The 25912-nt window shown below is 58.3% G+C and carries 22 protein-coding genes and 1 pseudogene; 7 read left to right on the forward strand and 16 right to left on the reverse strand.

The window, feature by feature from the left end:
- Positions 1-17 precede the first annotated feature (17 nt).
- The 8 genes from BSG20_RS19330 to BSG20_RS35690 form a co-directional block, all read right to left on the reverse strand.
- Positions 18-3143, reverse strand: a complete 3126-nt coding sequence (locus BSG20_RS19330) for a proton-conducting transporter transmembrane domain-containing protein (protein ID WP_072377218.1) — start codon at positions 3141-3143, stop codon at positions 18-20.
- Positions 3137-3505 carry a sodium:proton antiporter gene (locus tag BSG20_RS19335; protein WP_072377220.1) on the reverse strand — a complete coding sequence of 123 codons (369 nt, stop codon included), beginning with the start codon at positions 3503-3505 and terminating at the stop codon, positions 3137-3139. Before BSG20_RS19335 ends, BSG20_RS19330 begins: the two co-directional genes overlap by 7 nt.
- A 22-nt stretch (positions 3506-3527) precedes the next feature.
- Positions 3528-4220, reverse strand: coding sequence for a hydrogen gas-evolving membrane-bound hydrogenase subunit E (gene mbhE / locus BSG20_RS19340; protein ID WP_072377222.1), 693 nt, complete (start codon positions 4218-4220; stop codon positions 3528-3530).
- Positions 4217-4561 carry a monovalent cation/H(+) antiporter subunit G gene (gene mnhG / locus BSG20_RS19345; protein ID WP_072377224.1) on the reverse strand — a complete coding sequence of 115 codons (345 nt, stop codon included), beginning with the start codon at positions 4559-4561 and terminating at the stop codon, positions 4217-4219. Before mnhG ends, mbhE begins: the two co-directional genes overlap by 4 nt.
- Positions 4554-4805 (reverse strand): hydrogenase subunit MbhD domain-containing protein, encoded by a 252-nt coding sequence (locus BSG20_RS19350; protein WP_072377226.1) that lies wholly within the window; start codon positions 4803-4805, stop codon positions 4554-4556. Before BSG20_RS19350 ends, mnhG begins: the two co-directional genes overlap by 8 nt.
- Positions 4806-4809: 4 nt before the next feature.
- Positions 4810-5070 carry an MrpF/PhaF family protein gene (locus BSG20_RS19355; protein WP_072377228.1) on the reverse strand — a complete coding sequence of 87 codons (261 nt, stop codon included), beginning with the start codon at positions 5068-5070 and terminating at the stop codon, positions 4810-4812.
- Positions 5063-5593 carry a Na+/H+ antiporter subunit E gene (locus BSG20_RS19360; RefSeq protein WP_072377230.1) on the reverse strand — a complete coding sequence of 177 codons (531 nt, stop codon included), beginning with the start codon at positions 5591-5593 and terminating at the stop codon, positions 5063-5065. The genes BSG20_RS19355 and BSG20_RS19360 overlap by 8 nt, the downstream gene beginning before the upstream one ends.
- Before the next feature lie 282 nt (positions 5594-5875).
- Positions 5876-6187: a hypothetical protein gene (locus BSG20_RS35690; protein ID WP_143147505.1), complete on the reverse strand. Its 312-nt coding sequence runs from the start codon at positions 6185-6187 to the stop codon at positions 5876-5878.
- Here BSG20_RS35690 and BSG20_RS19365 point away from each other — a divergent pair.
- Positions 6179-7903 carry a hypothetical protein gene (locus tag BSG20_RS19365; protein WP_072377296.1) on the forward strand — a complete coding sequence of 575 codons (1725 nt, stop codon included), beginning with the start codon at positions 6179-6181 and terminating at the stop codon, positions 7901-7903. The two genes, BSG20_RS35690 and BSG20_RS19365, sit on opposite strands and share 9 nt — an antisense overlap.
- A gap of 148 nt (positions 7904-8051) precedes the next feature.
- Here BSG20_RS19365 and BSG20_RS19370 read toward each other — a convergent pair whose 3' ends face one another.
- The 8 genes from BSG20_RS19370 to BSG20_RS19405 all read right to left on the reverse strand — a co-directional run bounded on the left by BSG20_RS19370 (position 8052) and on the right by BSG20_RS19405 (position 20282).
- Positions 8052-9887, reverse strand: a complete 1836-nt coding sequence (locus BSG20_RS19370; protein WP_072377232.1) for an SLC13 family permease — start codon at positions 9885-9887, stop codon at positions 8052-8054.
- 198 nt (positions 9888-10085) lie between these two features.
- Entirely contained in the window at positions 10086-11288 is a 1203-nt protein-coding gene (locus tag BSG20_RS19375) for a M20/M25/M40 family metallo-hydrolase (RefSeq protein ID WP_370874252.1), read from the reverse strand.
- A 54-nt stretch (positions 11289-11342) separates the two neighbouring features.
- Positions 11343-12890: an AbgT family transporter gene (locus BSG20_RS19380; protein ID WP_072377236.1), complete on the reverse strand. Its 1548-nt coding sequence runs from the start codon at positions 12888-12890 to the stop codon at positions 11343-11345.
- A 408-nt stretch (positions 12891-13298) separates the two neighbouring features.
- A complete protein-coding gene (locus BSG20_RS19385) occupies positions 13299-13556 on the reverse strand; it encodes a YMGG-like glycine zipper-containing protein (RefSeq protein ID WP_072377238.1) in 258 nt (85 codons plus the stop codon).
- Positions 13557-13865: 309 nt separating this feature from the next.
- Entirely contained in the window at positions 13866-14666 is an 801-nt protein-coding gene (locus tag BSG20_RS19390; protein ID WP_083539935.1) for an alpha/beta fold hydrolase, read from the reverse strand.
- A 309-nt stretch (positions 14667-14975) separates the two neighbouring features.
- Positions 14976-18140 (reverse strand): efflux RND transporter permease subunit, encoded by a 3165-nt coding sequence (locus BSG20_RS19395; RefSeq protein WP_072377242.1) that lies wholly within the window; start codon positions 18138-18140, stop codon positions 14976-14978.
- On the reverse strand, positions 18137-19294 hold the full coding sequence (locus BSG20_RS19400; protein WP_072377244.1) for an efflux RND transporter periplasmic adaptor subunit: 1158 nt from the start codon (positions 19292-19294) through the stop codon (positions 18137-18139). The genes BSG20_RS19395 and BSG20_RS19400 overlap by 4 nt, the downstream gene beginning before the upstream one ends.
- 424 nt (positions 19295-19718) lie before the next feature.
- Complete coding sequence (locus tag BSG20_RS19405; protein WP_072377246.1) at positions 19719-20282, reverse strand: DUF1269 domain-containing protein; 564 nt, start codon at positions 20280-20282, stop codon at positions 19719-19721.
- Positions 20283-20735: 453 nt separating this feature from the next.
- Between BSG20_RS19405 and BSG20_RS19410 the strand changes: the two genes are divergently transcribed.
- The 6 genes and pseudogenes from BSG20_RS19410 to BSG20_RS37595 form a co-directional block, all read left to right on the forward strand.
- Positions 20736-21506 (forward strand): alpha/beta fold hydrolase, encoded by a 771-nt coding sequence (locus BSG20_RS19410; protein WP_072377298.1) that lies wholly within the window; start codon positions 20736-20738, stop codon positions 21504-21506.
- Between the two features lie 1102 nt (positions 21507-22608).
- Positions 22609-22854, forward strand: a complete 246-nt coding sequence (locus tag BSG20_RS19415) for a hypothetical protein (RefSeq protein ID WP_072377248.1) — start codon at positions 22609-22611, stop codon at positions 22852-22854.
- An 18-nt stretch (positions 22855-22872) separates the two neighbouring features.
- Positions 22873-23208 carry a helix-turn-helix domain-containing protein gene (locus BSG20_RS19420; RefSeq protein WP_072377250.1) on the forward strand — a complete coding sequence of 112 codons (336 nt, stop codon included), beginning with the start codon at positions 22873-22875 and terminating at the stop codon, positions 23206-23208.
- Positions 23209-23726: 518 nt separating this feature from the next.
- Entirely contained in the window at positions 23727-24806 is a 1080-nt protein-coding gene (locus tag BSG20_RS19425) for a nucleotidyltransferase family protein (RefSeq protein ID WP_072377252.1), read from the forward strand.
- A gap of 387 nt (positions 24807-25193) precedes the next feature.
- Positions 25194-25634: a hypothetical protein gene (locus BSG20_RS19430; protein WP_072377254.1), complete on the forward strand. Its 441-nt coding sequence runs from the start codon at positions 25194-25196 to the stop codon at positions 25632-25634.
- Positions 25635-25721: 87 nt separating this feature from the next.
- A pseudogene (locus BSG20_RS37595) lies at positions 25722-25814 on the forward strand (cupin domain-containing protein); the annotation flags it as partial.
- Positions 25815-25912: the final 98 nt, after the last annotated feature.

The raw sequence follows: 25912 nt of genomic DNA on the forward strand, positions 1-25912 counted from the left end.
CACGCATTGACCGCATATCAAGCTGCGAGAAGGCCTAGGGTGCCCAACAGATATAAGGCGATAACATAGTAGAGCACGTGCAGCGCGTATGTTTGGCCATTGCCGGTGTAGACTCTACGCACCACTCCCGCCGCACCGACAGTCAGATCGCAGAGGCCGTCCCAGACGAAGTTTGCAAGTGGCGTAACGAGCGGGGCAAACATTGATCGATAGAAGGCGTAGAAATGCGCGGTAGTGACAGGAATGGAGCGGCCCCGCCAGATTATATAGATCAACAGGAACAGCCCAAGCAGAACCGTTGCGATCGCCACGCTGACGGCCATGACAGGGAAGGGGTTCCAGTAGCCATAGATGGTCTCCAGCGACATGCCTTGCCAGACCAGCGTCGATGCGAAGTATGGATCGATCGCGGCGGACACGGGATCCATCACCAGCTTCGGGAAGAATGACAGCAGGAGAATTGCCAGAACCAGAACGAATTGCGGCACCAGCAGCGCCAAAGGCGCTTCCGTGATTTCGTCGTGCGCTGGCTTTCGCTGCCCCAGGAAGATCGCATAGGCAAAGCGAAACATGTAGAGGAAACCAATGAAGGTCGCGAGCACAGCAACGATCGCAAGGCCGTACCAACGTCTGTCCACCATCGCACTCAAAAGCAGCCATTTTCCGCCGAAGCCAGCGAGCGGCGGCAGACCGGACATCGAGACAAGAGCAATGACCACCGAAGCAAAGGTGAGCGGCATCTTTCGGGCGAGGCCCCCGATCTCGTCGAACAAGCGCGTGCCGGTGCGCAGGATCACGGCGGCTGCGGCAAGAAAAAGGATGCCCTTCACCATCAGATGGTTGGCAACCAGGTAGAACGCCGTGACCCAGCAGAGATGGCTCATCAATGCGATCGCCGTGATGATGTAACCGATCTGGCTCATGCTGGAATAGCCGAGCATGCGCTTCAGGTCGCTTTGCTGAAACGCCATCACTGCACCAGCGATGGTCGTCACAAGTCCGATCCAACCCATCACATGCGCCATCTCGAGCCCAACCTTTGAGCGAATGGCGAGATAAGTCACCATAAACAAGCCGAAGACCGCCACCTTGCTGATGACGGCGGAGAGCATCGCCGAGAGGTCATCATCGGCCTCGGCATAGGCGCCGGGCAGCCAGACATGGACGCCAACCGCCCCGGCCTTGATTAGAAAGCCGATCGCGAGGAACATGAAGGCCGGCGCCGCATCCGAGCCAGCCGTGGCAAACGCTGCAAGCGCCGTGCTGCCGTTGGCGCTGGTGGCAACGCCGAAGCCCGCGAGCAGGCAAAACGCCGACACCAGAGAAAACAGCAGGAACTGCAGCACATAGGGGTGGGCGCCGGGCCGCTGCGCGATCAGGAAATAGGAAGAAAGGGTGATGATCTCCCAATGGAAAAAGAACTCGAGGCTGGTGGCGGCGCGCAGCAGACTGGCGATCGACAGCAGCAGGATCGCCATCATCGGATAGAAGCCTCGCCGACAATCGGAGCGATAGAGGCTGGCGAAAGCAATGACCATACCGCCTGCGAGGAGAAGTACGGCGAATAGTCGGCGCAAACCTTCGATATCATCGGTGATCCACAGACCGACAACCAGCACCGCCGCTAGCATTAGCACGCACTTGATCCGCCCGGGAAGCCTGTCGAGAAGGCACAGAACGCCACCGACGCAAAGCGGTCCGACAAGCCACAGCGACGCCGCGCCGGAAAAGGTCGCCGCCACATGGCCACTCACAAACAGTAGAACGGCGCTGGTCATCACTGGAACCAACCTGGTTAGCGGCAGCCTGATGGGCGTCAGGTTGCCAGCCGACAAACCACTGTCTAACTGGCTCGGCATTGGCCGCGTCGCCTGCTTGAACCAGCGGAACATATAGGCTGCCTCAAGCAGCGACCCGACCAGAATGACGGCAATCCAGATATATCGCTCGCCCGCCGCCGCCTGCATCACGAGCTCCCATTTCGCCCAGAAGCCCGGAAATGGCGGCAAGCCGGCGATCGCGACCAGAAACACAGCAAGGATGGAGAGCACAAGACGATTGCCTGCGACATCCGCCCAACCGCCGATCTCACGACGCTCGACAAGGCCGGCAAGCCAGAACAGACCGGCCTTCGCGAGTAGATGGTTGATGAAGAGGCCCCCGACCACCAGCGGCAGCGACTGCTCGGCCCCAAGCTGATGCAGCAGCGCCAGCGCAAGCATCAGAAGCCCCATCTGCGCGACGGAGGAATAACCGAGCATCCGCTGCACGCTCGTCTGGTTCAGCCCGACGAGATTGGAGAACAGGAAGGTGATCCCACCCGATACGGCGAGGATACCCAGGTGATCGCCAAAAAGCGGCAGCAGCTTGAAAAGCGTAAAAAACACACCCGCCGACACCCCGACTGAGACAAGCGCCGCGACGCCGCTGGCCGCCGTCTCGTAGACGTCGAGCCCCCACCCATTGGCCGGGAACGGCTTCAGTTCCAGCACGAGGCAGGCAAGCACGAACAGCAGCGCGGTCACGCCGATCGGGCCGGTGATTGCCGCCCGGTTGGTGATCATGTCGTCGATGTTGAGCGTACCGGTCACATGGTAGAGAAGTCCGGCTCCCAAAAGGAAGAAGGACGAGGCAAGCACCGTCGCCATGATGTATTTGAAGCTGGCCGCAAGCGCTGCGAGCGTCCGTTCAAGTCCGAGAAGCCCATAGGTCCCGATCGACATGATCTCCAGGAAAACGAACTGGTTGAACAGATCGCGAGTCATGACCATGCCGTTGATGCCCATGATCAGGATCAGGTAGAGCAAGAGCGCCGGATAGCTTGAGCGCAAGCGCCCCCAAAGGTGCCAGGCGCCGAGCAGCGCGACGACATTGACGCAAAACGAGAAAAACCCCTCCCACGGACCAAAGCGCAGATTGATCGAGAATGGCGGCACGCTGCCCGCAGTTAAGATCTCGAAGGTCGGCCCGCCATTGTGGATAGCCCAGAGGCAGACGCATGAAATACTGGTCATGCCCAGAAGTGCTACGACAAAGCCCACCGCCGCAAACGGCTTGGCGATGCGGTAGAGCAGGGGAATGAGGAATCCACCGCCAAGGCCAAGCAGGAAGATGTTCAGTGGCTGGAGGAGGCTGTCTACCATTTAGACTCCGTCAGCACGTCGATCGAAAGAGTTTTCCTGACGGCATGAAGCCGGATCGCGAACGACAACATGATCGCGGTGACGGAAAAGCCGATGACGATAGCAGTCACGACCAGTGCGGCAGGAACGGGATCGACCGCGTGCGCCGAAGCATCTGAAACGCTGAGCGCCTCGTCGACGATCGGCGCCGTCCCGCCGCGTACATAGCCGGTCGCCACCAGAACGATGTGCATGCCGGTATCGATCAGCGAAAAGCCGATGATGATGCGCAGGATGTTGCGATGCCTGAGCATGCCCCAGAAGCCGATGAGCACGAGAAGAAATCCCGTGGTGAGAAGTATCTGTGATATAGGCAGCCCCATCGCGCTCCCCGTCTCTCGTCATTCAACTGCGAAACCGGTCGATGATGACGCTCAGTTCGGCGCCGACCTTGATACCCAGCAGAGCCGATATCAGCGGAATGGCCCCGGCACTGAAGAGCGTCCCGAAATTACCGCGCGGCAGAATATGGCTGTCGAGAAAACCGCCGCCAAAGACAATGCCGACAATGCCGATCGAGACATAGAAAACGCCTGCGAGCGATTCCGTGATGCTGAGGAACGCACGATGGATCGGTGCTGAGGGATAGGCGAGCATCAACAGCATCACACCGGAGGCAACAACCGCGCCACCCTGGAACCCACCACCGGCCGACAAATGGCCGTTCATGATAACATACGCACCGAACAGGAAGATAAGAGGAAGCACCACCTCTGCGCCGTTGCGCACCAGTTCGCTCGGCCCCTGTGTCTCGCCAACAGGCCTGGAAAATGACTTCTCATCCGCTTCACTTGCCAAGAGCAAGCCGACGTTCGCGGCCACCATGAACAGCACTGCAACCTCTCCCAATGTGTCGAAGCCGCGAAAAGTGATCAGAATTCCGGTCACAACATTGGGGGCGCCAAGATCCGCCGGCACCTGCGTCAGATAATGCACCGCCAAGGCAGAGAGCGTCTGGCGTTCGTCATAGTCGCTGACAAGTCCAGCAAAGATGACGCCGAATGCCAGCACGGCGAGCAGGCTGAACGCGCGCCTCATACGGAGCCCTCTTCGGCAGCGCTGTCGTTCTCGTCGCGCAGAGCGTCGACGATGGTCGTGGCCGCCATCGGTGTGCGGATTGCATGCGCGGCCCGCGACAGCGCGTGTGACGACAGCGGATTGGTCATGAGCACGAAATAGGCGATGATCAGCAGCTTCAACGACCAGTCCGGATGATAGATTCCGAGGCCGGCAAGGACCAGGATATTGCCGAGCGTCGAGGCCTTGGTACCCGCCTGGATGCGCGTGAAGACATCGGGCATACGCAACAAACCGACACCCGCCGAGAAGAGGAAAAACGCACCAACGAGGATAACGAGACTGCCAATCAGATCACTCATCGACAGGTCCTCCGCCTCTTGTCTTGCGTATCGCATAAAGGAAGATCAGCGTTGCAAGGCCCGACCCGATCGCCGCCTCGGCCATGGCGACGTCAGGCGCAGCCAGCAGCACATAGGACGCTGCTGCAAACAGGCTTGCCAGCCCGGCGCTGACCATCGCCGCCATGAGATTGCTGAGCACGACGGCCAGCACTGCGCTCACCAGGATGCTGCCGCATACCAATAGGATCAGCATCTCCAGCATCGCGCTACAGCCCCTTTTCCAGAAAGCGGGCAATGGCAAGGACCGCCAGAAAGCTCAAGAGACCGTAGACAAGGGCGACGTCGATATAGACGAAGCGCCCGGATATGTGGGCGTAAAGCGCGATCAGCGCGATCGTGACGACTGTCAGCATATCGATGGCCACCACCCGATCGATCGCTGTCCGGCCGATTATCAGCCGCAGCACGCCGAAGACGATGCTGAAGAAGATCAAGACGACGGAGACCTGCAGGATGATGTCAGCCAAAGACCACCCCCAAGTGCCTTTCGAAAGGCCCGATGATCATTCGTGCCGCGCCCTCCGGATCGGTCGTCTTGACGTCGAGCCAATGAATGAAGAGTGCATCGCCTCTGAGATCCATCACCAGCGAGCCCGGCGTGAGCGCGATCGAATTTGCGAGCGCCAGGCGTCCGATCGGTGACTTGAGCGGCATCCTGACCTTGACGATCCCCGGACGAATGTCGATGCGTGGCGCGTAGACATAGCGAAGCATGTTGACGTTCGCCTTCACCAATTCGACCAAGAATACGCCGGTATAGGCAATGAAATGAAAGATCTTGCTAGGCGTCACTTTGATGCGCCAGACATCGCCACGACGCATGAAAATCACCGCCACGACCAACGATACCAGCGCGCCGACGCCCACGATCGGCGGTTCCACAGATGAATTGATCACCAGCCAGACGACGAACAGGAAGCTCCAGAGGAGGATCAGGCCCTGTGGCAATCCCGATGCGCGTGACTGCGGTATTGCGTGGTCTTCTGGCATCGCGCAGGCTTTCGACGGGTTAGGATGGAGGAATAGCACGCAGTCCCCGCAGGCCAACTGACCATGCATGCCCCTGCAGGGCCTGATTTGTATCCGGCCTTTTCACCGGTCGCATTGGCCGTGATGCGTCCTGGCGACATTTTAGCATCGCGTATGTCGGGCTGTGATCGGCACTGAATCCAGAAACTATGCTTCTGGTCCGATATGCCGCCCCATCAGCGCGCATTTCGGCGACACCTCTTGACCAACACTCAAAAACGGCGAAATCAATCACGCGACGGGTCAGTCACGCGGCTGGAAAATGCCGCCCCGGTCGCATTGCCAAGGCAGCGCCGAACCCGATGTCGTTGGAACGTAGGTCTTGCGGAATCGACCCGTTTGATTGGTGGCTTGGGCACGATCGCGTTGTGGTAAGACACGCTGATCGGCCAGGATCGGCGCGAACGCCATGATGGAGGAGACCGATCCTATGAATTGCCACGCCTCTCTTGCCGATCGACCGGTGTGCAAATTTGGCAGATTTCCTCTCTGGCAGAACAGTGTTCGATCAATATCGGCAGCCGAACCCAAACGGATACCGGTTTCATGAATCAAACGGCCTCGCAATCGGGATCTGCTGTTCCCGTCGTACCCAGCCTTGCTCAGTTTCACCCGCTCAGCGCGGCTGAAGCGAAGGTGGTTGCACATCTGCAGCTGGGAGACTTCGACCGATTGGGCGACGGTCTACGACCGGAACGGGAAGACCCCGAGCGAACGGTGCGGGCGGACCTTTTGCGCTGTCTCATCCTCGGCAGCGATGGTTACCGTTTGCATGAAAAAGGGCTGAGGTTGAGCGGAGCCTGGATAACTGGTATTCTCGATCTTGAAGGATGCCGGATTCCTCGCGACATCGGTCTCAAGGACTGCCACTTCGAAGCCTCGCCGGTGTTGCGCTCCGCCATCATCGACAATCTCTTCCTGGACGGCTCGGCTTTACCCGGCTTTCAGGCAGATAGGCTCGAAGCGCGCGGCTGCCTTTCGCTTCGTGGCGCGATCGTAACAGGCGAAATCCGCCTTCCCGGTGCGCGGATCGGCGGCAGCGTAGAGGCGGACGGCGTTTCGATCGCTTCGCCCGGCGGGATCGCACTCGACGCCGATGGATTGGAAACCCGAGGCGGCGTTCTGCTACGCGGTGCCGATGTGCGTGGCGCCATCAATCTTTCCGCGGTTCGCCTTGGTGGCGACGTCAACGCGGTCGGTGCCCGGTTTGAACGCCCGGGTGAAGTCGTTTTCAACGGTGACGCGATCGTAGCTGCAGGCGACCTCGCCTTGCGGGGAGCAACCATTATCGGCGAGACCCGCCTGCTGGGTGCCCGTTTCGGCGGCGACGTCGATTGCACCTCGGCGTCACTTTCGCAGCCGGGCGGTTATGCGCTGCGGCTCAATCGAACCACTATCGACGGCGCATTCTTCCTGCGACAGAACGCAACCGTCGAGGGCGCGCTGGACCTGACTGCCACAACGATCGGTGCAATCGACGACGAACAAACGAGCTGGCCGAAGACCGGCGACCTGCTTCTCAATCGCTGCCAGTATGGGGCCTTCATCGGCGGGCCGGCTGACGCGGAAAGCCGGCTCGACTGGCTGTCGCGCCAAACGCCTGACCGTTGGAAGGCGGACTTCTGGCCGCAGCCCTACGAGCAGTTGTCGATGGTATTGCGGGAAATGGGGCATGACGAGGATGCCCGCGCCGTCCTAATCACCAAGGAACGACTGCAACGGCGGGCACGTCGGGCGCGCGCCAAAAATCCGATACTGCGCGCATTCCTGGGGGTCGTGGATGCCGTCCTTGCCGTGACCCTACGATACGGGCGGCAACCCCTTCTGGCGCTGGTCTGGCTCATGCTCTTTTGGGCGATCGGCACCGGAGTCTTTGCTATCGCCTATCGCAGCGGCGCAATGAAACCAAACAGTCCTGTCGTCCTGCGTTCGCCGGAATGGACGATGTGCGATCTCCAACGAACCCAAAGCCGCTTCATGCCATCAAGCGGACAGGATTTGACGGGACGTGCCGAGGTTGGTGAGAACCAGCTCACCTGTTTCCGCAATCAACCGGAAGCAGCCAGCTACCCAGAATTCAGTGCGCTGATGTATTCCTTGGATGTTCTTCTGCCGGTGGCGTCGATCGGGCAAAAGGACTACTGGCGACCGGACTCGATGAAGCCAAATGGCACGTTCACCTTGAAATACTATTTCTTCCAGTCGGTGATTGGCTGGGCCCTCAGCCTTCTGGCTGTCGCCGGTTTCTCGGGGCTGGTGAAATCACAATAGGCGAGAACGTGAGCATCTACCGCCGTTTCCACCGGTCGCCTGCAGTCCGTTCCCCATTCCGCTATGTGCCCAACGGTGTCGCCTGAAAGACCTGAGCAGGCGCGTCCGTGTGATCCGGATGGTCGCGCCGACCGTCATGCCGGCAATCTTAGAAGCGCCAGATTAAGGGCACGATGAATACTGAAACGACAAAGAACCAGATCAACAAGGGCAATCCAAGTTTCCAGTAGTCGTTGAAGGCATAGCCGCCGGGCCCCATCACCATCAGGTTCGTCGGTGTCGCGATCGGCGTCAGGAAGGCAGCCGCTGCAGCTACAGCTGTGCTCATCAGCACCGGACGCGGAGAAATCCCCATGGCCGTTGCCGCCGCCACGCCGATTGGGATGACGATCAGTGCCGTTGCAGTGTTGCTGATCAGCTGCCCCATGATCGCCGTCAGGATAAACAGTCCGGCGAGCAGGGCGACTGGACCTGCATCACCAACGAGGTTTACGAGATGCTCTGCCATCAGTTTCGCTGCACCTGTTTGCACCATGGCAGTCGAAAGCGGCATCATCGCGCCAACGAGGATGACAGTCGTCCAGCCCACAGCGCGATAGGCTTGCTCGACACTCATGATCCCTGACAGGATGATCGCGCCAGCAGCAACCAGACCAGCGACCGCCGGCGGCACGATGCCGGTGGCAAGCAGCAGAACCATCGCGATCAGGATCATGACTGCCTGGCGAGCGCCCGGCCCCATCGGGACAGCCTGACGGCGGACAAGCTCAGGCGAATTGACAACCAGAACGTCCGGGTCATTGAGGTGAACATCGAGTGCCTTCCAGGTTCCCTGCAGCAGCATCGTATCGCCTGCCTGCAACGCGATGCCGCCTGCATCCTTGGTGGAACTGCCGGGCGCGATCGCGGCGCCGGCGCGCTGTATCGCCAGAATGATCAGATCGCCGCTGTCGGTGACCATGCCAGGAAATACCGTTTCGCCTATGAGCCCCGAGCGCGGCGGGATGACGACCTCGGCAAGACCCGAGCTGCGATTGAACAAGGTTTCCTCGCCGTGACCGGTTGCCTTCTCGTCGCGAAAGGCGAGATGCATCGCGGCTGCGAATGCGGCTGCGACGTCAGGCTCGCCACGCAGCAGAAGATGATCCCCCTCGGCGATATGAGGTCTTCGGAGCGGGCCGGCGGTCTCCCCCTCCTGAATGGCGACAAGCTGCAACCCCTGATGCGCTAAGAGATCGACCCCGGCGGGTGCGAGGCCGACAAAAGGCGAGCTCGCGCGCACGCGCATCTGGTATATGCCGCTCGCAAGCCCGTATTGCTCGACAAGTGTCTTGGCATGATGGCTGAAATCGGCGGGCATGGTCGCGCCGTTACGTTCGGGAAGCAGCTGCTTTCCGAACAATATGATGATTGCCATAGTGCCCGCCAAAAGCGGAATACCGACGAGCGCAAATTCAAAGAACCCGAAGCCACCGGCGCCCGCGTCGATGCCTGCCTCCGACACCAGCACGTTCACCGGGGTTCCCGTCAGCGCCAGCATTGAACCTGCATGCGCGGAAAAGACCAGCGGCATGAGCAGCTGCGACGAGTTTCGCCGCAGGCGAACAGCGATGACGACCACGACCGGCAAGAGGGCCGCGACTGCGCCGTTGACGCTGATCAGTGCGGTGAGCAGCGACACCAGCGCCATCGTCAGAAGGAGAAGGCGCGTCCGGCTTTCCTCGCCGGCGCCACGGATCAGCAGTTGTCCGGCCCAGGCGGTCACACCGGTGACCTCAAGTCCGGAGCTGACGACGAAAAGCGACGCGATGAAGATGACAGCCGGATCACCGAAACCGCCGAGAGCTTGGCCGATTGTCAGGACACCGCTCGCCCACAGGGCAAGCGCAGTCAGCATGGCCACCAAGACGACCGGCAACTTGTTCCAAACAAACAGAACGACGGCAACGGCGATGATAGTCGCTGTGTATGCTATGGGACTCAATCGCCTTGCTCCCTGTTTGTGCCTCTAACCGTCCAAACCACCAGTCACGCCCAATCGTGCCACCATTGCTAGCTCCAAGCTTCCGTCACCCTCGGCCCGGATCGACCGAGACTGGCTGAGGCGCGATGACTGCAGCCAAGTGCAGCATGACAGCCGGACCTGCTGCAGCCGTCCAAGGCATACGGCCCTGCGAACCCATCAATCGTCGAGTGTCGCCATAAGCACGCCCAGACGGCAGCCCTTCTCGTATTCCTTGAGGTTCACATATTCCTTGATGGTGTGAATCTCGGCTTGTCCGGCCCCAATGGTGATGGTGGGAACGCCATGCTTGTCGAGCCAATTGGCATCCAACCCCCCGTTCGAAAAGACATACACTGGCTTGATATCGAGCATCTGCAGCGCCTTCGTCGCGCGTTTCACGATTGGCGTGTCTTTGCCCAATTCAAAGGGCGGATAGGATGCCTGATGGCTGAATTTCACCTCGGCCTTGTCGCCCTGATCGTCCGTCACCTCGCTCTGAGCCTTGGCAAATGCTTCCTTGTAGCCGTTCGCAATCTTCGTCGCGAACGTCGCCTCAGGGCTGCGTGCCTCACCCTTGATGAACGCATAGTCGGTCACGACATTGGTCGCATCGCCAGCAGGCTTGTTGCCCTTGCCACCAAAAATGCCGACGTTGCTGGTGCCTCGACCGTCCGGTTTGACCACCTTGCCGAACCAGCCGCTCTGCTTTGCTTCGGCCAAAGCCATGGCGCCGACCAGTGTTGCCGAAATACCCTTCTCCGGCGCAACACCTGCGTGCGAAGCACGGCCTGTGATCTCGACTTCCCAGTTTTCCTGGCCGACGGCGCCGACAATCAGGTCCGAGGCCATTTGGCCATCGACGTTGATGCACATCACCGCGCCGTTAAGATCAGCGGGGTTGAGCTCACGTGCCCCGTGCAGCCCACTTTCCTCGCGTACCGTGAACAGCAGCGTGATCGGCGGGTGTGGCAACTTGTGTTTGATCAGCGTCTCGGCAACCACGACGAGGACCGCCACGCCGGTTCGGGCATCTCCGCCCAAAGCGGTGGTACCGTCGGAGACGATGCGGTCGCCCTCGCGCCGAGGCTTGGCGCCAGCGCAAAGTGGCACCGTGTCAAGGTGCGTGGAAAAAAGAAGCCGCGGACCCGGCCGCGTTCCTGGAATATCTACAATCAGATTGCCTGTCTCGGTCGGCAACGGGATGCGCTTGTTGGCATCGTCGAAGCGAATGGCCGATTCCGGGACGCCGATCTTCCTCAGAGCGTCGCACACGGCAAGGCCAATGTTCTTTTCCTGTCCGGTGACGCCCTCCACCGATAAGAAGCGCATCAGATGGTCTTGCGCGGCGGCGACGTCGAGAGGGATAGAGGTGTTGCTCATGATATCCATCCGTTCATTCGAGTGTTTATTCGTTCACGGTTGCCGCATCGAACGTTACAGGCCCCACGGCAGTCCGAGGGCCTTCCAGACCGCAAAGAGACCCGTCCACAGCACGAAGATCAGCACGACATAAGGAAGCATCAAAGAGACGATCGTGCCGACACCGGCGGACTTGTCGTATTTCTGGGCAAAGCCGACGACGAGCGCGAAGTAGGCATTGAGCGGCGTGATCGCATTCATCGGTGAATCGCCGACGCGATAGGCGGCAAGCACGGCTTCCGGCTCGACGCCGAGCTTCATCAGAAGCGGCACGAAAACCGGAGCGAAGATCGCCCACTTGGCAATGGCGCCCGTCAACAGCAGATCGATGATTGCAACCACGACGATAAAGCCGATCAACAGGGGTAACGCTCCGATGTTGGCGGCCTGCAATACGCCCGAAAGGCTAAGCGCCATGACGGTGCCGATATTCGTGTAGGTGAAGTAGGCAACGAACTGGCTAAGCACGAAGAACAGGAAGATGGTTCCGCCCATATTCTTGATCGACTTCTCGATCGCCGCGATGACCTCGGCCAGTGTCTTCAGCGTGCCGGCGCCGATGCCGTAGGCCCAGCCCGTCACCAGGAAGATCAGCATGATCAGGGCTATCAGGCCGTTCATGAAGGGTGAATTGCCGATGAGCTCGCCGGTATCGGGGTTGCGCAACGGCGCGCCGCTGGGGATCGTCAAAAGCAGGAAAACCACGAGAAGACCGATCAAACCATAGAGCGCGAACCGCAAACCGCGCGATTCCTGCTCGGAGAGCGTCGCGCCCTGAGCCTGCACGCCGCCCTCTGCGGTTGCGGGATCATACTCTCCCAGCCGAGGCGCGATCATGCGATCGGTGATGAACGCAATCAGCACCGTCAGAAAAAGGACCGAGACAATGGAAAACCAGACGTTGGATGCCAGACCGATCGACCGCGCGGGATCAACAAGATGCGCCGCATCATTGGTGAATTCGACGAGCACCGCATCGAGTGGCTTGATCAGCATATTGACCGTGAAGGCGCCAGCCACGGCAGCAAAGCCAAGCGCAAGGCCCGCCAGAGGGTGGCGCCCGACCGCCAGATAGGCAACGCCCGCAAGCGGTATCAGCACGAGATAGCCGGCATCCGCCGCGATACTTGCGAGGATGCCGACGAAAGCCAGAATATAGGTCAGCGCCCAGCGGGGTGAGACAATGACGAGCTTGCGGATCAGCGCCGTGACCAGGCCGGATTCCTCTGCGACGCCCGCGCCGATCATGGCAGCGATCATCAGCCCGACAGCCGTAAAGCTCATGAAATTGGGAATGAGCGATGAATATAGAAAGCGGATGCCCTCCACATTCACCAGGCTGCGGATTGCTGTCGACGCCTGCTCAATCTCGTGCGTGTCAGGATTGATGCGCTCGTAGCTCACCGCCGCTCCGAAAGCGCCGAGCACGGCCGACAAGATGATGACGATGCCGATCAGAATAAGGAAGATGATGACGGGATGGGGAACCATGTTTCCCACCTTCTCAACGCCGTCGAGAAATCTCTGCATCGTGGTCTTTGACGCGGCATTGGCAGTGGCCATGTCTTGCCTCCAAGTTGAACCGAGGTATGTCTCACCCCAGGCGTGCTCAAATGAGCTTGGGTTGGCACGTTGCCGTGACAGCGGTTGATCTGCGAATTGGCATGGACCTCAACGTGCGATTAGCCGCGCGTACATGCCTTGTGTATCAACCGTTCTTGCCCGCCAACGGTGGCCGACCGCACCGCCTTTGAACGCACGAAAATTGCGATGTAATTCAATATATTAATGTAGTTTCCTGCCCATTCCGTATGACCGCAGGCGCATCGGCCAGAATTCAGCAACGATCGGGGAGAGGGAAGGATAGATATCGCAAAAGAGCACCCTGCTTTCGGAAGCCCGCGTGCAAATTACTGGCGCGTTACCCGCTGGCGCGAATGACACCGACCGCGATTTCATGTTCATCACCCGTTATCGCGGGCAAGCTGCAATATAGCGCCGACCATTGCGATCTTGAAACTCGCACTGCCCTGGACGACCGGCCACGTTGCCGATCACAGCGCCGGAAGCCCCACCGATCGCAGCGCCAACGGCCGCACCACGCACATTATTCGTCACCGCACCACCGACTACCGCTCCCGTTGCGGCACCAATACCGGCACCCTGTTGCGTCGGGGTGCAGCTTGCAAGTGCCAGACTCGCCATCGAACACATCAGCAACTTCTTCATCACTCCATCCTCTGTGACGCGCAATTAAGTCCGTAGATCGCGGCAGAAGCCTATGCACCATCATCGCAACTATAGTGTCGCAGAAGACTGTCTGTGATCGGCATAGAATCCCAAAACCAAGCTCTGAGTTCAAATCTCTTGGATCTGCCGACAGCTAAGTAGTCTGGTTTACAGCACGAATCTGCGCCGGCAGCGATCGTATATCTCCTGCGCGAACAGCCTCGCAGGCGCCGCCCGGGATGGGCGCCAAGGCAATTGACTATCTCTCGACAAAGGTAAGGTTGATCGGCAGCTCGAAACTGACGGCCTCTATTCAAATATTGCGAGCATTGCACCACTCGCTTCCTGAAGCGTCAGATCGTGATCGAATGTCCCAGTCTCAAGAAAGTTCATGGTTTCGACAACAACGATTGGATTGAACATCATAAAAGTGTGCGTGGTATGAAGCACCAAATGGTCGCTCGCTCCCTCGATCTTCGTCGAGGCGACCGATACCTTTCCATCGTTCGGCCCTTCAATGATCGAATTGAAGATGGGATTTAGCGAAATGTCACCCGCGATGATCCCCAGCGGATAGTCGGGATTCGGTAGAACCTTTGGTGTGGCACTGGCGTTGGTTCCGAGTTCGAGCCCCGCAGGTCCATTGATCCAATGGAACGGCGCGACATCGCCAAAGACATCCACGATCTCGGAGCCATTGTTGGGTGGCGCAAGCATCACGACGCGTCCCAAACTCAGGGGCCGTGTGTGAGCAAGCCAGTACCGGACCAGAATTCCCCCAAGGGAGTGGGTTACGAAGTTGACGCGCCGATCCTCGCACGCTTCGACCGATTTTCCGACGTAGCGCGCGAGATCGGCGATCGATGCGGTCGTTGAAGGGTACTCTTCGTTGATGACGAAGAATCCACGCCGCGCCAGCACCCTTTCGATAAGCCAGAACGATCCGCTGCCGCGGGCAAGCCCGTGCATTAGCACAACACATTCGGCGGAGGGGCGCTCGATGCCCATCGCCATTGGTTGCTCCAGCGAAAGGCACGCCACAGGCAGCGATACGCAGAGATTGAAGACAAATCTAAGAGCGACGTGAAGCGAGTGTTTGCGTTCCAACATGGAGATCCGATGACTATGTCGAAACCAATTCAAGCGCATGGCGGATTTGTTTGACCTCTATGTGCTTCACGTGCTGGCCGGATGCTCTCCGTCTCTGGAGTTTACTGGCGTTGCTCTGGAGCCATCCTCGAACATCCGCCGGCGGCGTATGATGTGACCGCATCGATCGGCCTCATTACGCGTGCTGAAAAAATCCTCTGACGATCGGACACTATACGAGCTTTGGTGACACGTCGTACCCGAGCGGCTCTGGCTCCAAAAAAGCTACCTGGGGAGAGCACAGGCACGCACCAGTGCTGCGCGTCGCCACTATTTCGAAGGCGCGATCGCACGAGGCTTGCTGCTTGGAGCATTGTGGTCGGTCCCGAAAAGACGACGCTTGACGGCCTCCCTGACTGTTTGGATGGAAATATACATAAGCGGAATGATGAGAATGCCAAATATGGTGCCGACGAGTAGTCCTCCGAGCACTGTCGTGCCGATCGCCTGCCGACTGCCAGCTCCCGCCCCCGTGGCTACGACCAAGGGGATGACGCCAAGCACAGACGCCATAGCTGTCATCAGCACGGGTCTAAAGCGCTGTGACGTTCCCTCGGTTGCGGCTTCCATGATGGTTAGACCTTCTTCCCTGCGCTCCTTGGCGAACTCAACGATGAGGATGGCATTTTTAGCAGCGAGCCCGATGAGCAATAGCAGGCCTATTTGCGCGTAGATGTTGAGGTCGATGCCCCCAACCACAAGGCCCCCCAACGCCCCGACAACGGCCACGGTCACAGACAGCATCACTGCCAGAGGCACGCTCCAGCTTTCATATTGTGCAACGAGAAACAGGTAGGTGAACACAATCCCCATGATGAGAATGATCACGGTCTGGTTGCCGGCCTGCTTTTCCTGAAGAGCCAACCCTGTCCACTCATACCCGAAGCCGGGTGGGAGTTTTTCCGACGCCAGCGTTGCCATGGCACCCAACGCATCGCCAGTACTGAATCCGGCCGCTGCTTGTCCGTTAATTGCGGCCGATGGGAAGAGGTTGTAGCGGTTAACCGTGCTGGGACCATAAACGGTCGATATCGACAGCAGGCCCTGCAGCGGAATAAGACTGCCAGACTGGCTGCGCACCCTTAGTCGCTGAATGTCCTCGACGCGACTTCGAAAACTTGGCTCGTCTTGAATACGAACCTGGTATACACGCGAAAATATATTGAAATCGTCCACATAGGACGATCCGAGGTGAGATTGTAGCGCGCCGAATATCGTCGCCGGTGAAACGCCATAAAGTTCTGCGCGCTTTCGGTCAATGTCGAGATAGACCTGAGGTGAGTCGGCCGAAAATGTGCTGAATACACTAGCCAGTCCCCGTGTCTGGTTTGCCGAGACAATCAGGCTTCGCATGACTTCGGCTAACTCCTCCTGACTTTGCCCAGCGCGCGCTTGAAGGCGGAAGTCAAAGCCACCCGTTGTGCCGAGGCCGGGTATTGCAGGTGGATTGAAAGGCACAACCGATGCCGTCGTGATCGCCGCGAATTCAGCACGCAGTCGGTTCATAAGGGCAAAAACGCTTTGATCCGCGCCACGTTCACTCCACGGTTTCAACGCCGAGATGATCATACCGGAATTGGAGCCCCCACCACCCACCATGCTTGCACCGGCAATTCCGATCGTGTTTGCAACGCCTGGCGTACGCTGTAGCGCCGAGCTGACTGTTGCAATTGTCTGCTGTGTGCGTTCGAGAGACGCGGCATTCGGCAACTGGACGTTCATGAAGAGATAGCCCTGGTCTTCGGAGGGGATGAAGCCGGTCGGCAGGACACGATAGAAGCCATAAATGCCACCCACAATCGCCACAAGCAGCAAGGCACTGAGACCAAGCCTTCGGGCGAAGAGCGCCAATAAATGTAGATAAAAGCGGCGTGAAGCGTCCAGCCCCTCATTCACCTTGCTAAATATTCGTGACTGGCTCTGTTCCACGGGAGGCCGGAGCATGAGGACGCATAGGGCAGGGCTAAGCGTTAGCGCATTGATCGTGGAAAACGTAATGGTGACCAATATGGTAACGGCAAACTGCCGGTAGAGCTCGCCGGTTATGCCAGCCAGAAAAGCCACCGGCACAAACAGCGCGGCCAACACGAGCGTGGTGGCGACGATCGGACCCGTGACCTGGCTCATTGTTTGCAGCGTCGCTTCGCGCACGCCGATCCCAGTTTCGCTCATGATGCGCTGAGCGTTCTCCACCACGATGATTGCGTCATCCACAACCAGGCTGATCGCGAGGATCATTGCAAAGAGCGTGATGGTGTTGGCCGAATACCCCATGAGGTAAAGGACCGCAAAGCCACCCACCAGTGAAACGGGTATCGTTAAGGTAGGAATGACTGTTGCGCGCCAGTCCTGCAGGAAAATGAAGACGACGGCGACGACGAGGACAAATGTAATTGCCAGGGTAATGAAGATTTCCTCGATGGTTTGTCGAACAAACGCGGTTGTATCGAAAACCACCGTATAGGCGATGTCGTCGGGAAACTGCTTTGACAATGTCTCCAATTCGCCGAGGACAGCGGTCGACACCGCGAGCGCGTTGGCATCTGAGGATTGATAGACGACAACCGTCGCGCTGGGCTGTCCATTCAGCGTCGAGGCTGTGTCGTACGATTGTGCTCCGAGTTCCACCCGAGCAACGTCGCGAAGACGCACGATTGCTCCATCCCTGTTCGTGCGAACGATTATGTCGCCGAACTCTGCCTCGTTTGCCAGTCGTCCTCTCGCCATCACGGTCAGTTGCAATTGCTGGCCTTGGGTCGAAGGGGGAGAGCCCAGTTGGCCGGCGGAGGCTTGCGCGTTCTGCGCCTGGATGGCTGCAGTCAGATCGGAGGCCGTGACACCGAGAGCCTGCATGCGATCAGGATTCATCCATACCCGCATACTATAGGCAGGGCCAAAGACGCTCGCCTCTCCGACCCCCGGTAGCCGTGCGATTGCGTCTCTAATATTGATCGTTGCATAGTTGCTGAGGAAGACATCGTCTTTCGTACCCTTCGGGGAGTAAATTGCGAAGCCAAGCAGCATGCTCGACGAACGACTTCTCACCGAAACGCCGGTTTGGGTCACCGCAGCAGGAAGCCGCGGCGTCGCCATTGCGACGCGATTTTGTACATTTACCTGGGCGATTGCAGGATCTGTTCCCGCAGCAAACGTCACCGTCAAGCTGTAAGCGCCATTATTGGTACTGGAGGATGACATGTAGAGCATGTCTTCAACCCCGTTCACCTGGTCCTCAATGGGCGCTCCAACGCTGTCAGTCATGACGCTGGCGTTCGCACCTGGATAACTCGCGGTAACCTGCACCTCCGGTGGCGTGATCTGAGGAAATTGCGCGACAGGTATTTGAAGGAGGGCGACAGCACCCGCGATGATCATGACGATTGCAATGACCATCGCGAACCTGGGTCTTTCAACGAAGGGCGCGGATACATTCATTGCGATGAACCGAACTGGGACCCGATCGACGTTACGCTGTTGTTTGCGGGCGAGACTTGCGTGACAGTGACAGCCGATCCTTCGGCGACATTCTGTATTCCTTCCACGATCAGGCTTTCGCCGCCTTTCAACCCGTCGTCTACTGCCCAGTTTCCACCCACCTGTTCAGAAACCTTTATTCGCCGGAGCGCGACCTCGTTCTTCTCGTTGACAAGCAGGACAAACTTGCCCTCGCGATCCTGTTGGACAGCGCCCAACGGTACGATCGGGCGTATCTTCTTTTCCGTCTCCGAGACTATCACTGTTACGAACTGGCCCGGAACCAGCAGAAAGTCCGGATTGGGAAACAGAGTTCGAATCGACAGCGTTCCGGTTGCCTCATCGATCTCGTTTCCAAAAAACTCGATTTTGCCCGGCTCCTTGTATTCCTGCCCGCTAGACAGCCGGAGGGTGGGTACGAATTTTCCAGCGAGCTCATCCTTGCTGATGCCGCCAGCGGCCGCACGAAGCTCGAGAATTGATCGGTCGGTTACTGAGAAAACGACGCGAATTGGATCCATCTCTACGACGCGAGCAAGTGTCAGCGAACTGCCACTCACAAAGCTGCCGACCGACAATTGCGCGGCCCCGATACGGCCCTCGATTGGCGAGCTTATCCTGGCGTAGCTGAGATTGAGTTCTGCTTGACTGACCCGTGCTTGCGCCGCCAAAAGGTTTGCCTGACCAGTTTCCAGCGCTGTTTGGCTTTCCTCCAGTGTTGCGCGTGATACTGTCTGGCTGCTCAAGGATTTATTTCGGTCGACACGGCGCTGCGCGTCTGCAAGCGTTGCCTGCGCACTTGCAAGTGATGCTTTGGCATCTGCCAGAGCAATCTCCAGTGCGCGACTGTCAATAAGGAACAGATCCTGCCCGCTCTTGACGACCTGGCCTTCGTTGAAGAGGCGTTTGTCAATGAAGCCCTCGATCCGGGAACGGATGTCAACGGCGTTCATCGCTTCGACGCGTCCCACGAACTCATGCTTTGGAGATACATCTCCGACTGGAACGGCCATAACGCCGACGGTGGGACCGGTCTGCGCCAATGGGCTTTGAGGTACGAAAGCCGCCAGTATTACCAGCAGATAGGCCGGCGGAGCTCGACGAGGCACTTTCATCGACCAATCTCCAACAAAACCGAGGTGTCTTTCAACTCAAGGCATTCGAAGGCGATGGGCGCCAATGCTGCCGGTGGTCGTTTCGATCCGAAAGCCCTGGCAAATACCCACTCACGAGGGCGATAGGGGTCGAAACCCATGACGAGCAGAGCGATGCACCCACAGACCCTTTCGCCGTCGCATGCCCACATTTGCGACCCGTTGCGGCGGCAGTTGGCCACATACCATCGCGGTCGGACCGCTGTGCAGGTTGGCCTGCGACGTTGCCTGTCACCGCTGGTCGCCCGCCGTTAGGGTGAAGACGGCGACGCCGCGAAGATTGCTTGTTACTGCCCCCACCAGAGCTCCGGTCGTCGCCAATCCAGGCTCCTTGTTGCGTTGGCGTGCAGCGAGTGATCATTGCCATGGTTCAACGGACAAAATGCTAGACCGTTGACTTCGCGTTACCAGGTTCGATTTCGGTGCCCGCGTCCGAGGATGCCTTAGGGGAAAGCGCCGTGCGCAGTCTCGTTTCCTGTTCCGGCGAGAGCGAAGTCCGCAAGATACGCGCGTTCGCTCCTTTGAATTCCTCGAGGACCTTTTCCGGCTGGACTTTACGGACAAGCAGAAAGAGGGCCGAGCTGTCGACGGGAATGGTCTCCGCCAACTTCTTGATTAGATTGTCGTCGATGCCAAAATCTGTGATCGAACCGGCAAGTGCTCCAGAACCAGCACCGAACGCGCCGCCAAGGACCATACCGGCCAACGGGTTCAGAAACAAAAGACCTACAAGAGATCCCCAAAGCGCGCCGGACAAGCCGCCTCTCGTGGCTCCCATTGTCGTGAGGTTCACGCTCTGCTTGAGCCGGACCTTTCCTCCGGTGTCGCGAACTGCGACAACCGCGTCCTCGAGGTCGATCAGGTACTCCTTTTCGAGCGTCAACAAGCGATTGAGTATGGCGTCCGCCTCATCGGCCTTATCGAAGCCAAGCACCACAAGCTCAGACATAGCTCCCTCCCTAGTATGAATTCACGTCCAGATAGCGCCGCGGCTAGCTTCGTCCAGAGGTAGGTGTCTACATTTTCGCCTGTCATGGGAGATCATCTGCCGAGCATCCGTCAGCCAATGTCGTCTATAACTCGTCGCCGGGAGGTTCGACCGCAGGCTGATCTGGCCCACCAGAAGCTGCATCAGACGATTCATAGACACCAAAGAGGAACGTCGGCGTTGCCACGCTCGCTTCGGGGGGTCCCCCAACGGACTCCAAAGTCACAGAGACAACCTCGTCAAACGCAGTGTCGAACGCTAGATCGAAGACGGGTGGCTGGCAGCCGCTTCGCGACCTTGCTTGGCGCGAATGAGCACGGTCACAAACGACTGAACAAATATGGATTGACCGAATTATAATTGCGCGATAATAGATTGTGCACAATCTAAAATAGGAGAAGCGAGATGAAATTGCTGTTGAAATCATTCCTGGCCTTTGGTGTCCTGGCTGCTCTGGCCGCCCCGGCGGTCTCCGCTCAGGCAAAGCCCACTGTCGTCCTCGTCCACGGTGCCTTCGCGGATGCATCCAGCTGGAACGACGTTGTCGCTCGGCTGGAAAAGGACGGCTACCCGGTTGTCGCGGTTGCCAATCCGCTGCGCAGCGTGAAGAGCGACGGTGATTACGTCCGCCGCATCCTCGCCGGAATCAAAGACCCCGTTGTGCTGGTCGGGCACTCCTACGGGGGATCGGTGATCAGCGAGGCGGCCGCAGGTGCAGACAACGTCGAATCGCTTGTGTATGTGGCGGCGTTCGCGCCGGAAAAGGGAGAAACAGCGGTCGAGCTTTCGAGCAAATTCCCCGGAAGCACCCTGGCTCCCACACTGGCTGAACCAGTTGCGCTCGATGGCGGCGGGAAGGACCTCTACATCCAGCAAGGGAAGTTCCACGAGCAGTTTGCGGCCGACGTGTCATCCAGAGCGGCCAAGTTGATGGCAGCGACACAGCGACCGATCACCGACAGTGCGTTGAACGAACCGGCGCCAAACGCTGCGTGGAAGAACATCCCGTCCTGGTTCATTTACGGGGACGCCGACAAGAACATTCCGGCCAAGGCACTTGGATGGATGGCCGAGCGGGCCCATTCGAAGGGGACTGTCGTGGTCAAGGGAGCCTCCCACGTCGTCATGGTCTCACACCCCGATAAGGTCGTTCAGGTCATCGAAGAGGCTGCTTCGGCCAAGTAGGTCTCGCAATGGGCGGCGACATATCGCGCCGCCCATTGCGGCTACGGTAGCCCCTCTCATGGAAGGGGTCCGCGAGGCCGACGGCGCGTGATGGATGATCTGTTGAAGATGTCGGGTGGAAATGACGTCCCAGGTTGGTCAGCGACGACGAAAATATTGCCGATTATGGAAACGCCTCGTTGACGAAGTCGAGGAAGACGGGGCAGCGGCTGCCGGACCAGAGGCCCGATGCGGCCTGATTCAGGCGCACAGCTTGATATCCGCAGAACAAGTGTACGAGAAGGCTTTGCCGGAGGGTCGCAAGATCCTGCTTGAGTCGAGTGCCGTTCACGACTCACGCCATGTTGTCGCAGAACCTTCCCAAGACACGCGGCTCCCGTGCCGTGATGGCGGAGGGCTGAGGCTCTAGGACGGTCCCGTTTGCGGTCTGGGCTTCGGCAATATGCAGTTCGCGACTCGTTTGATGGGGAAATCAGGAGGGCGGTCTTGTTCCACTTGGCGATTTTTCAGGCAGTTGATCTGCACTCGTTCTTTTTCGTCGTCTGGTCCGTCTGACAAAGCTGAGGATTAGCCTTTGGGAAATCACTAGGCCAGCGACGCGCTCGCGCCGATCTTTGCATGCAGCGCCGGTTGATTGACGTTATGTCCTGCAAACGGACATTGTACGACGCCGTGCCTTGAAACCAGAGCCGGAACTGGAAACGAGAATATACATCTTTTGATCGGGGGAGGCCGACCAATTTGGTAAATAGCCGCCGTCGTCGTTTTTGTTCAATCTTGCCTTTAACAAGGAACTTGCTCGATGGCCGGATACCGTCTCCGCATGAAAGATGTCGGGTGGTCGATCATCGACAAAGCCACGCATACGCCGGCTCGACTTGACAGCGTTTCCCCGTCTCGGTGGAGGCCGACGATGCAAAGGATATGGCGGCCATTCTGGAGCGCATTGAGCGCATACGCTCGGACAAGGCGTGCCGGGTTTCTTTTGTCAAGCAGCAGCGACTTCTTGCGAAAAAATTGCAGGCCAGTCAGCTCCGGACGAACGAGTGCGCGGTGTCCAGATCGTTCACGTGCTTTTGCGGATAAGGCCGGAGCAGAACCGATGGACTACGTGACTGAAGAAGAGAAGCGACTTGGACGGCCGATCGGCAGACGGCTTGGGACGATCAAGCGCGACGATGGAATTTATGAAGCGCGTGTTGTCCCTGCCTATGCGGGCGAAGATCGCACGGTCGTCTTCATTCGGAGGCCGACCTGGAAAGAGTGGCTTTTATCGCTTGCGCGCTCATCGACGTCCTTGAGAGGCCGGCACTCGAGCTGGCCATCCAACTCCTCGAACGTCCTTTGATTTGAGAGAAAAACGACAATGGGAAGAGGTGTTCGTCAGGCACGCATTTCGGATATCGACAAGGCGATAGGGGAGCGCCTTCGCCAGCTTCGGCAGATGCGTGGGATGACGCAGACGACGCTCGGCGAAGCCGTGAATGTGACGTTCCAGCAGATGCAGAAATACGAGCGCGGCCTCAACCGGATCGCAGCGTCCACTCTGGTCGGCTTCTGCAACGCCCTGAAAGTGACTCCAATGGAAATCCTCGGAGGTTTCGTGGCCGAGGAGATGCAATCTGAAGACCTGCAACTATTGGAGAAGCTGCATGACGCCGAGAACCGCTTGCAGCAGATTCACGAGCTTTCGAAAAGTTAGCTGCTTTTCGTGGCAGTGAGTTCGATGGCACATGTCGGCCGGGCACGATCATGCCCTGACCACTGGGATAGAAGCGCGACAAAAGGTCGGCTTCGTTGCGCTTTTCGTCATTGGTCGAGTCGCATAAGATTCTCATGTCTCATGAGGGACACGAGAATCTGCGGGCGACCGTTTGAGGCAACGCGGTGTGCCGCAGCAGGTTTTTGCGGAGGGTTAGCGCCGGTGCGCTAGCCCTCCATTTTTCGGTCTGACATCCTGTTGAGATCTGCATCCAACTGATCAGAATGTCGGCAAACGGGTGCTAAAGGCGATCGGGTGCGATTGGTTCAAAATCAACGAAAGGAAAAAACGCAAACAAATGCAGGGGTTGAAAGACTGCTCTTGAAAGACTTGAGGCGGGGTTGTACTAAAAATGCGGATTTAGTATAAGCGGTTCCTCGACCATCTCCAACGCCAAAAAGGCAGGATTGCAAGAGATCGTTGTACTAAAGATTCTGATTTAGTACAATGAGGCTACCATGAAGCAGATCGATCTCATGTATCGCACCATGACCGCTGAACTCGGACAACGGTTGTTGGATGCCAGGTTCTCGGCTGACTTCCCCGTTGAGGGTCGCTTCGTAGGCGTCACCAACAAGGGTCGCAAATACTGGTATTTCGATCAGCCGACCGAAGGCGAGGGGCATAGGCAGAAACGCCAGTATGTCGGCCCTGCAGATGACCCGGAAATCAACAGGCGCGTCGAGGATTTCAAGGCGATCAAAGACGACGCCAAAGCCCGCCGGAAGTATGTCAGCACGCTCGTTCGCGAAGCTGGCTTGCCGGAACCGGATCGGTTTTCAGGCAATGTGGTCGAAGCTCTCGCCAATGCCGGAATCTTCCGCCTCAGAGCCTGCCTGGTTGGATCGGTTGCTTTCTCGGCCTACGGCGCTCTTCTTGGCATTCGCCTGCCCGCCTCGTCGATGATGACGGGTGACGCCGATTTCGCCCAGGACTACGCGATCAGCTCCGAAGTAGGGGATAGCCTTCCCCCGATGCTCGAACTCCTGCAGGGCGTCGATCCGACGTTCCATCCATTGATGCATCGCTCCGGATCGCCAAGCGTGACCGGCTTCATCAACAACGACGGCTACAAGGTCGAATTCCTGACATCGAACCGTGGGTCGGATGATCACATGGACAAGCCGGCCGATATGCCGGCTCTCGGGGGTGTCGCGGCCGAACCGTTGCGTTTCCTTGATTTCCTGATCCGCGATCCCGTTCGGGCCGTCATGCTGCACAAAAGCGGCATCTCGGTCGTCGTGCCTGATCCGTGCCGATATGCTGTCCATAAGATGATCGTGGCATCTCGCCGGATAGTGGACACGATTGGAGCTGCTAAGCGAGAGAAGGACCTGAGGCAAGCCGTCCTGATGTTCGAAGCGCTCGATGCTGCAAACCGTCTGGATGACCTTGCCGAGGTAGCGAACGAGGCGTGGGAGAGGGGAGAAGCATGGCGCTATGCCATTCAGGAAGCGATGGGCTACATGCCTCGAAAGGAAAGGGCGTCAACCGTCGCCCTGTTCCGTGATCTCGGTATCAATCACGAAGTCCAATGACCTCACCAACTTGCGAACGGCACAAGCGCATACTTGCATCGAAAAACTCGCCGTCGGGAATGTAGATCCCGAATCTGGCGATCTCGCAATCCGGTCGATTTTGATGAGGTGTTTGCGAATTCCGGCCCAAACCGGTGGCTATGTAAAACCGTCTCGGCAAGCCAAAATCCAAAGGGGATTCACAGAATCCCGCAGCATCGGCTCAACGCAACTAACGCAGGCGGTTGATGCAGCGCCAGCCAGATCGATCTGCCAACGACCCGCGCATCAGCGCGCGCCGTGTGGCAACCGCGTCAGGTTCTGCGGCTACGCTCCCAAACCTTCGTTTGGGAAGTCGCCATCATCGCCCAATGCTAGATTTGATGATCGTTTTCGCAGGAGGTTGCAATGCAGATATCAAAATCCGTCATCCTTGGCATGGTCTGGTTCAACACGCTGCTTGCAGGCTGGCTCTCCATCTACATGCTCTACGATCCTGAAGGTTGGTATTTCTTTGTCCCAGGCGTTACCGATACCGGGATGTATAACCAGCACTTCATTCGAGACATCGGAATTATTCAGGGATTTATCGCGCTTGCTTTTGCGGTAGGTGTATGGAAACGCAGCCGTCGAATTGAGCTTTGGGCGGCCGCAACCCTTTGGTTGATCGCCCACGCTGTCTTTCACCTTTGGGAAGTCGCAGTAGGTATATGCTCTTCCTCGGTGATCCTGCGAGACTTTCCGGCGGTAAGTCTGCCTGCGATCTTCGGCATCTTTGCAACGCTCTGGGCAGTTCGGCAGTCGACAGCGCTTTCCTCCCAGCAGAGAGCGACGGCAATTCGCGCCTAGCTATTCGGTCGCTTTTGTTCGACGGAAGCACGAGCGGTAAGGCGCGTCGTCCTTGGCCGTCTAACTGTCGCCGCGTGCGGATTCCGTAGTGCCAATGCCAGCAAGACCGAACCAGCGAAAATCCTCGCAGTCTTCGTGGTAGATATAAACGAAACGAAGCTGACGATCCCCGATAAATGATCGAGGCCTTCGGCAGGAAGCACGTCTATCGCTGCCTCCAAGATTCGTCGCCGCGAACTGCACCGAATGGGCGGCTGCGCGCCATGCCGACACTCAAA

Origin of the sequence: Rhizobium tibeticum (assembly GCF_900110205.1) — a bacterium.
GTDB classification, from domain to species: domain Bacteria; phylum Pseudomonadota; class Alphaproteobacteria; order Rhizobiales; family Rhizobiaceae; genus Rhizobium; species Rhizobium tibeticum.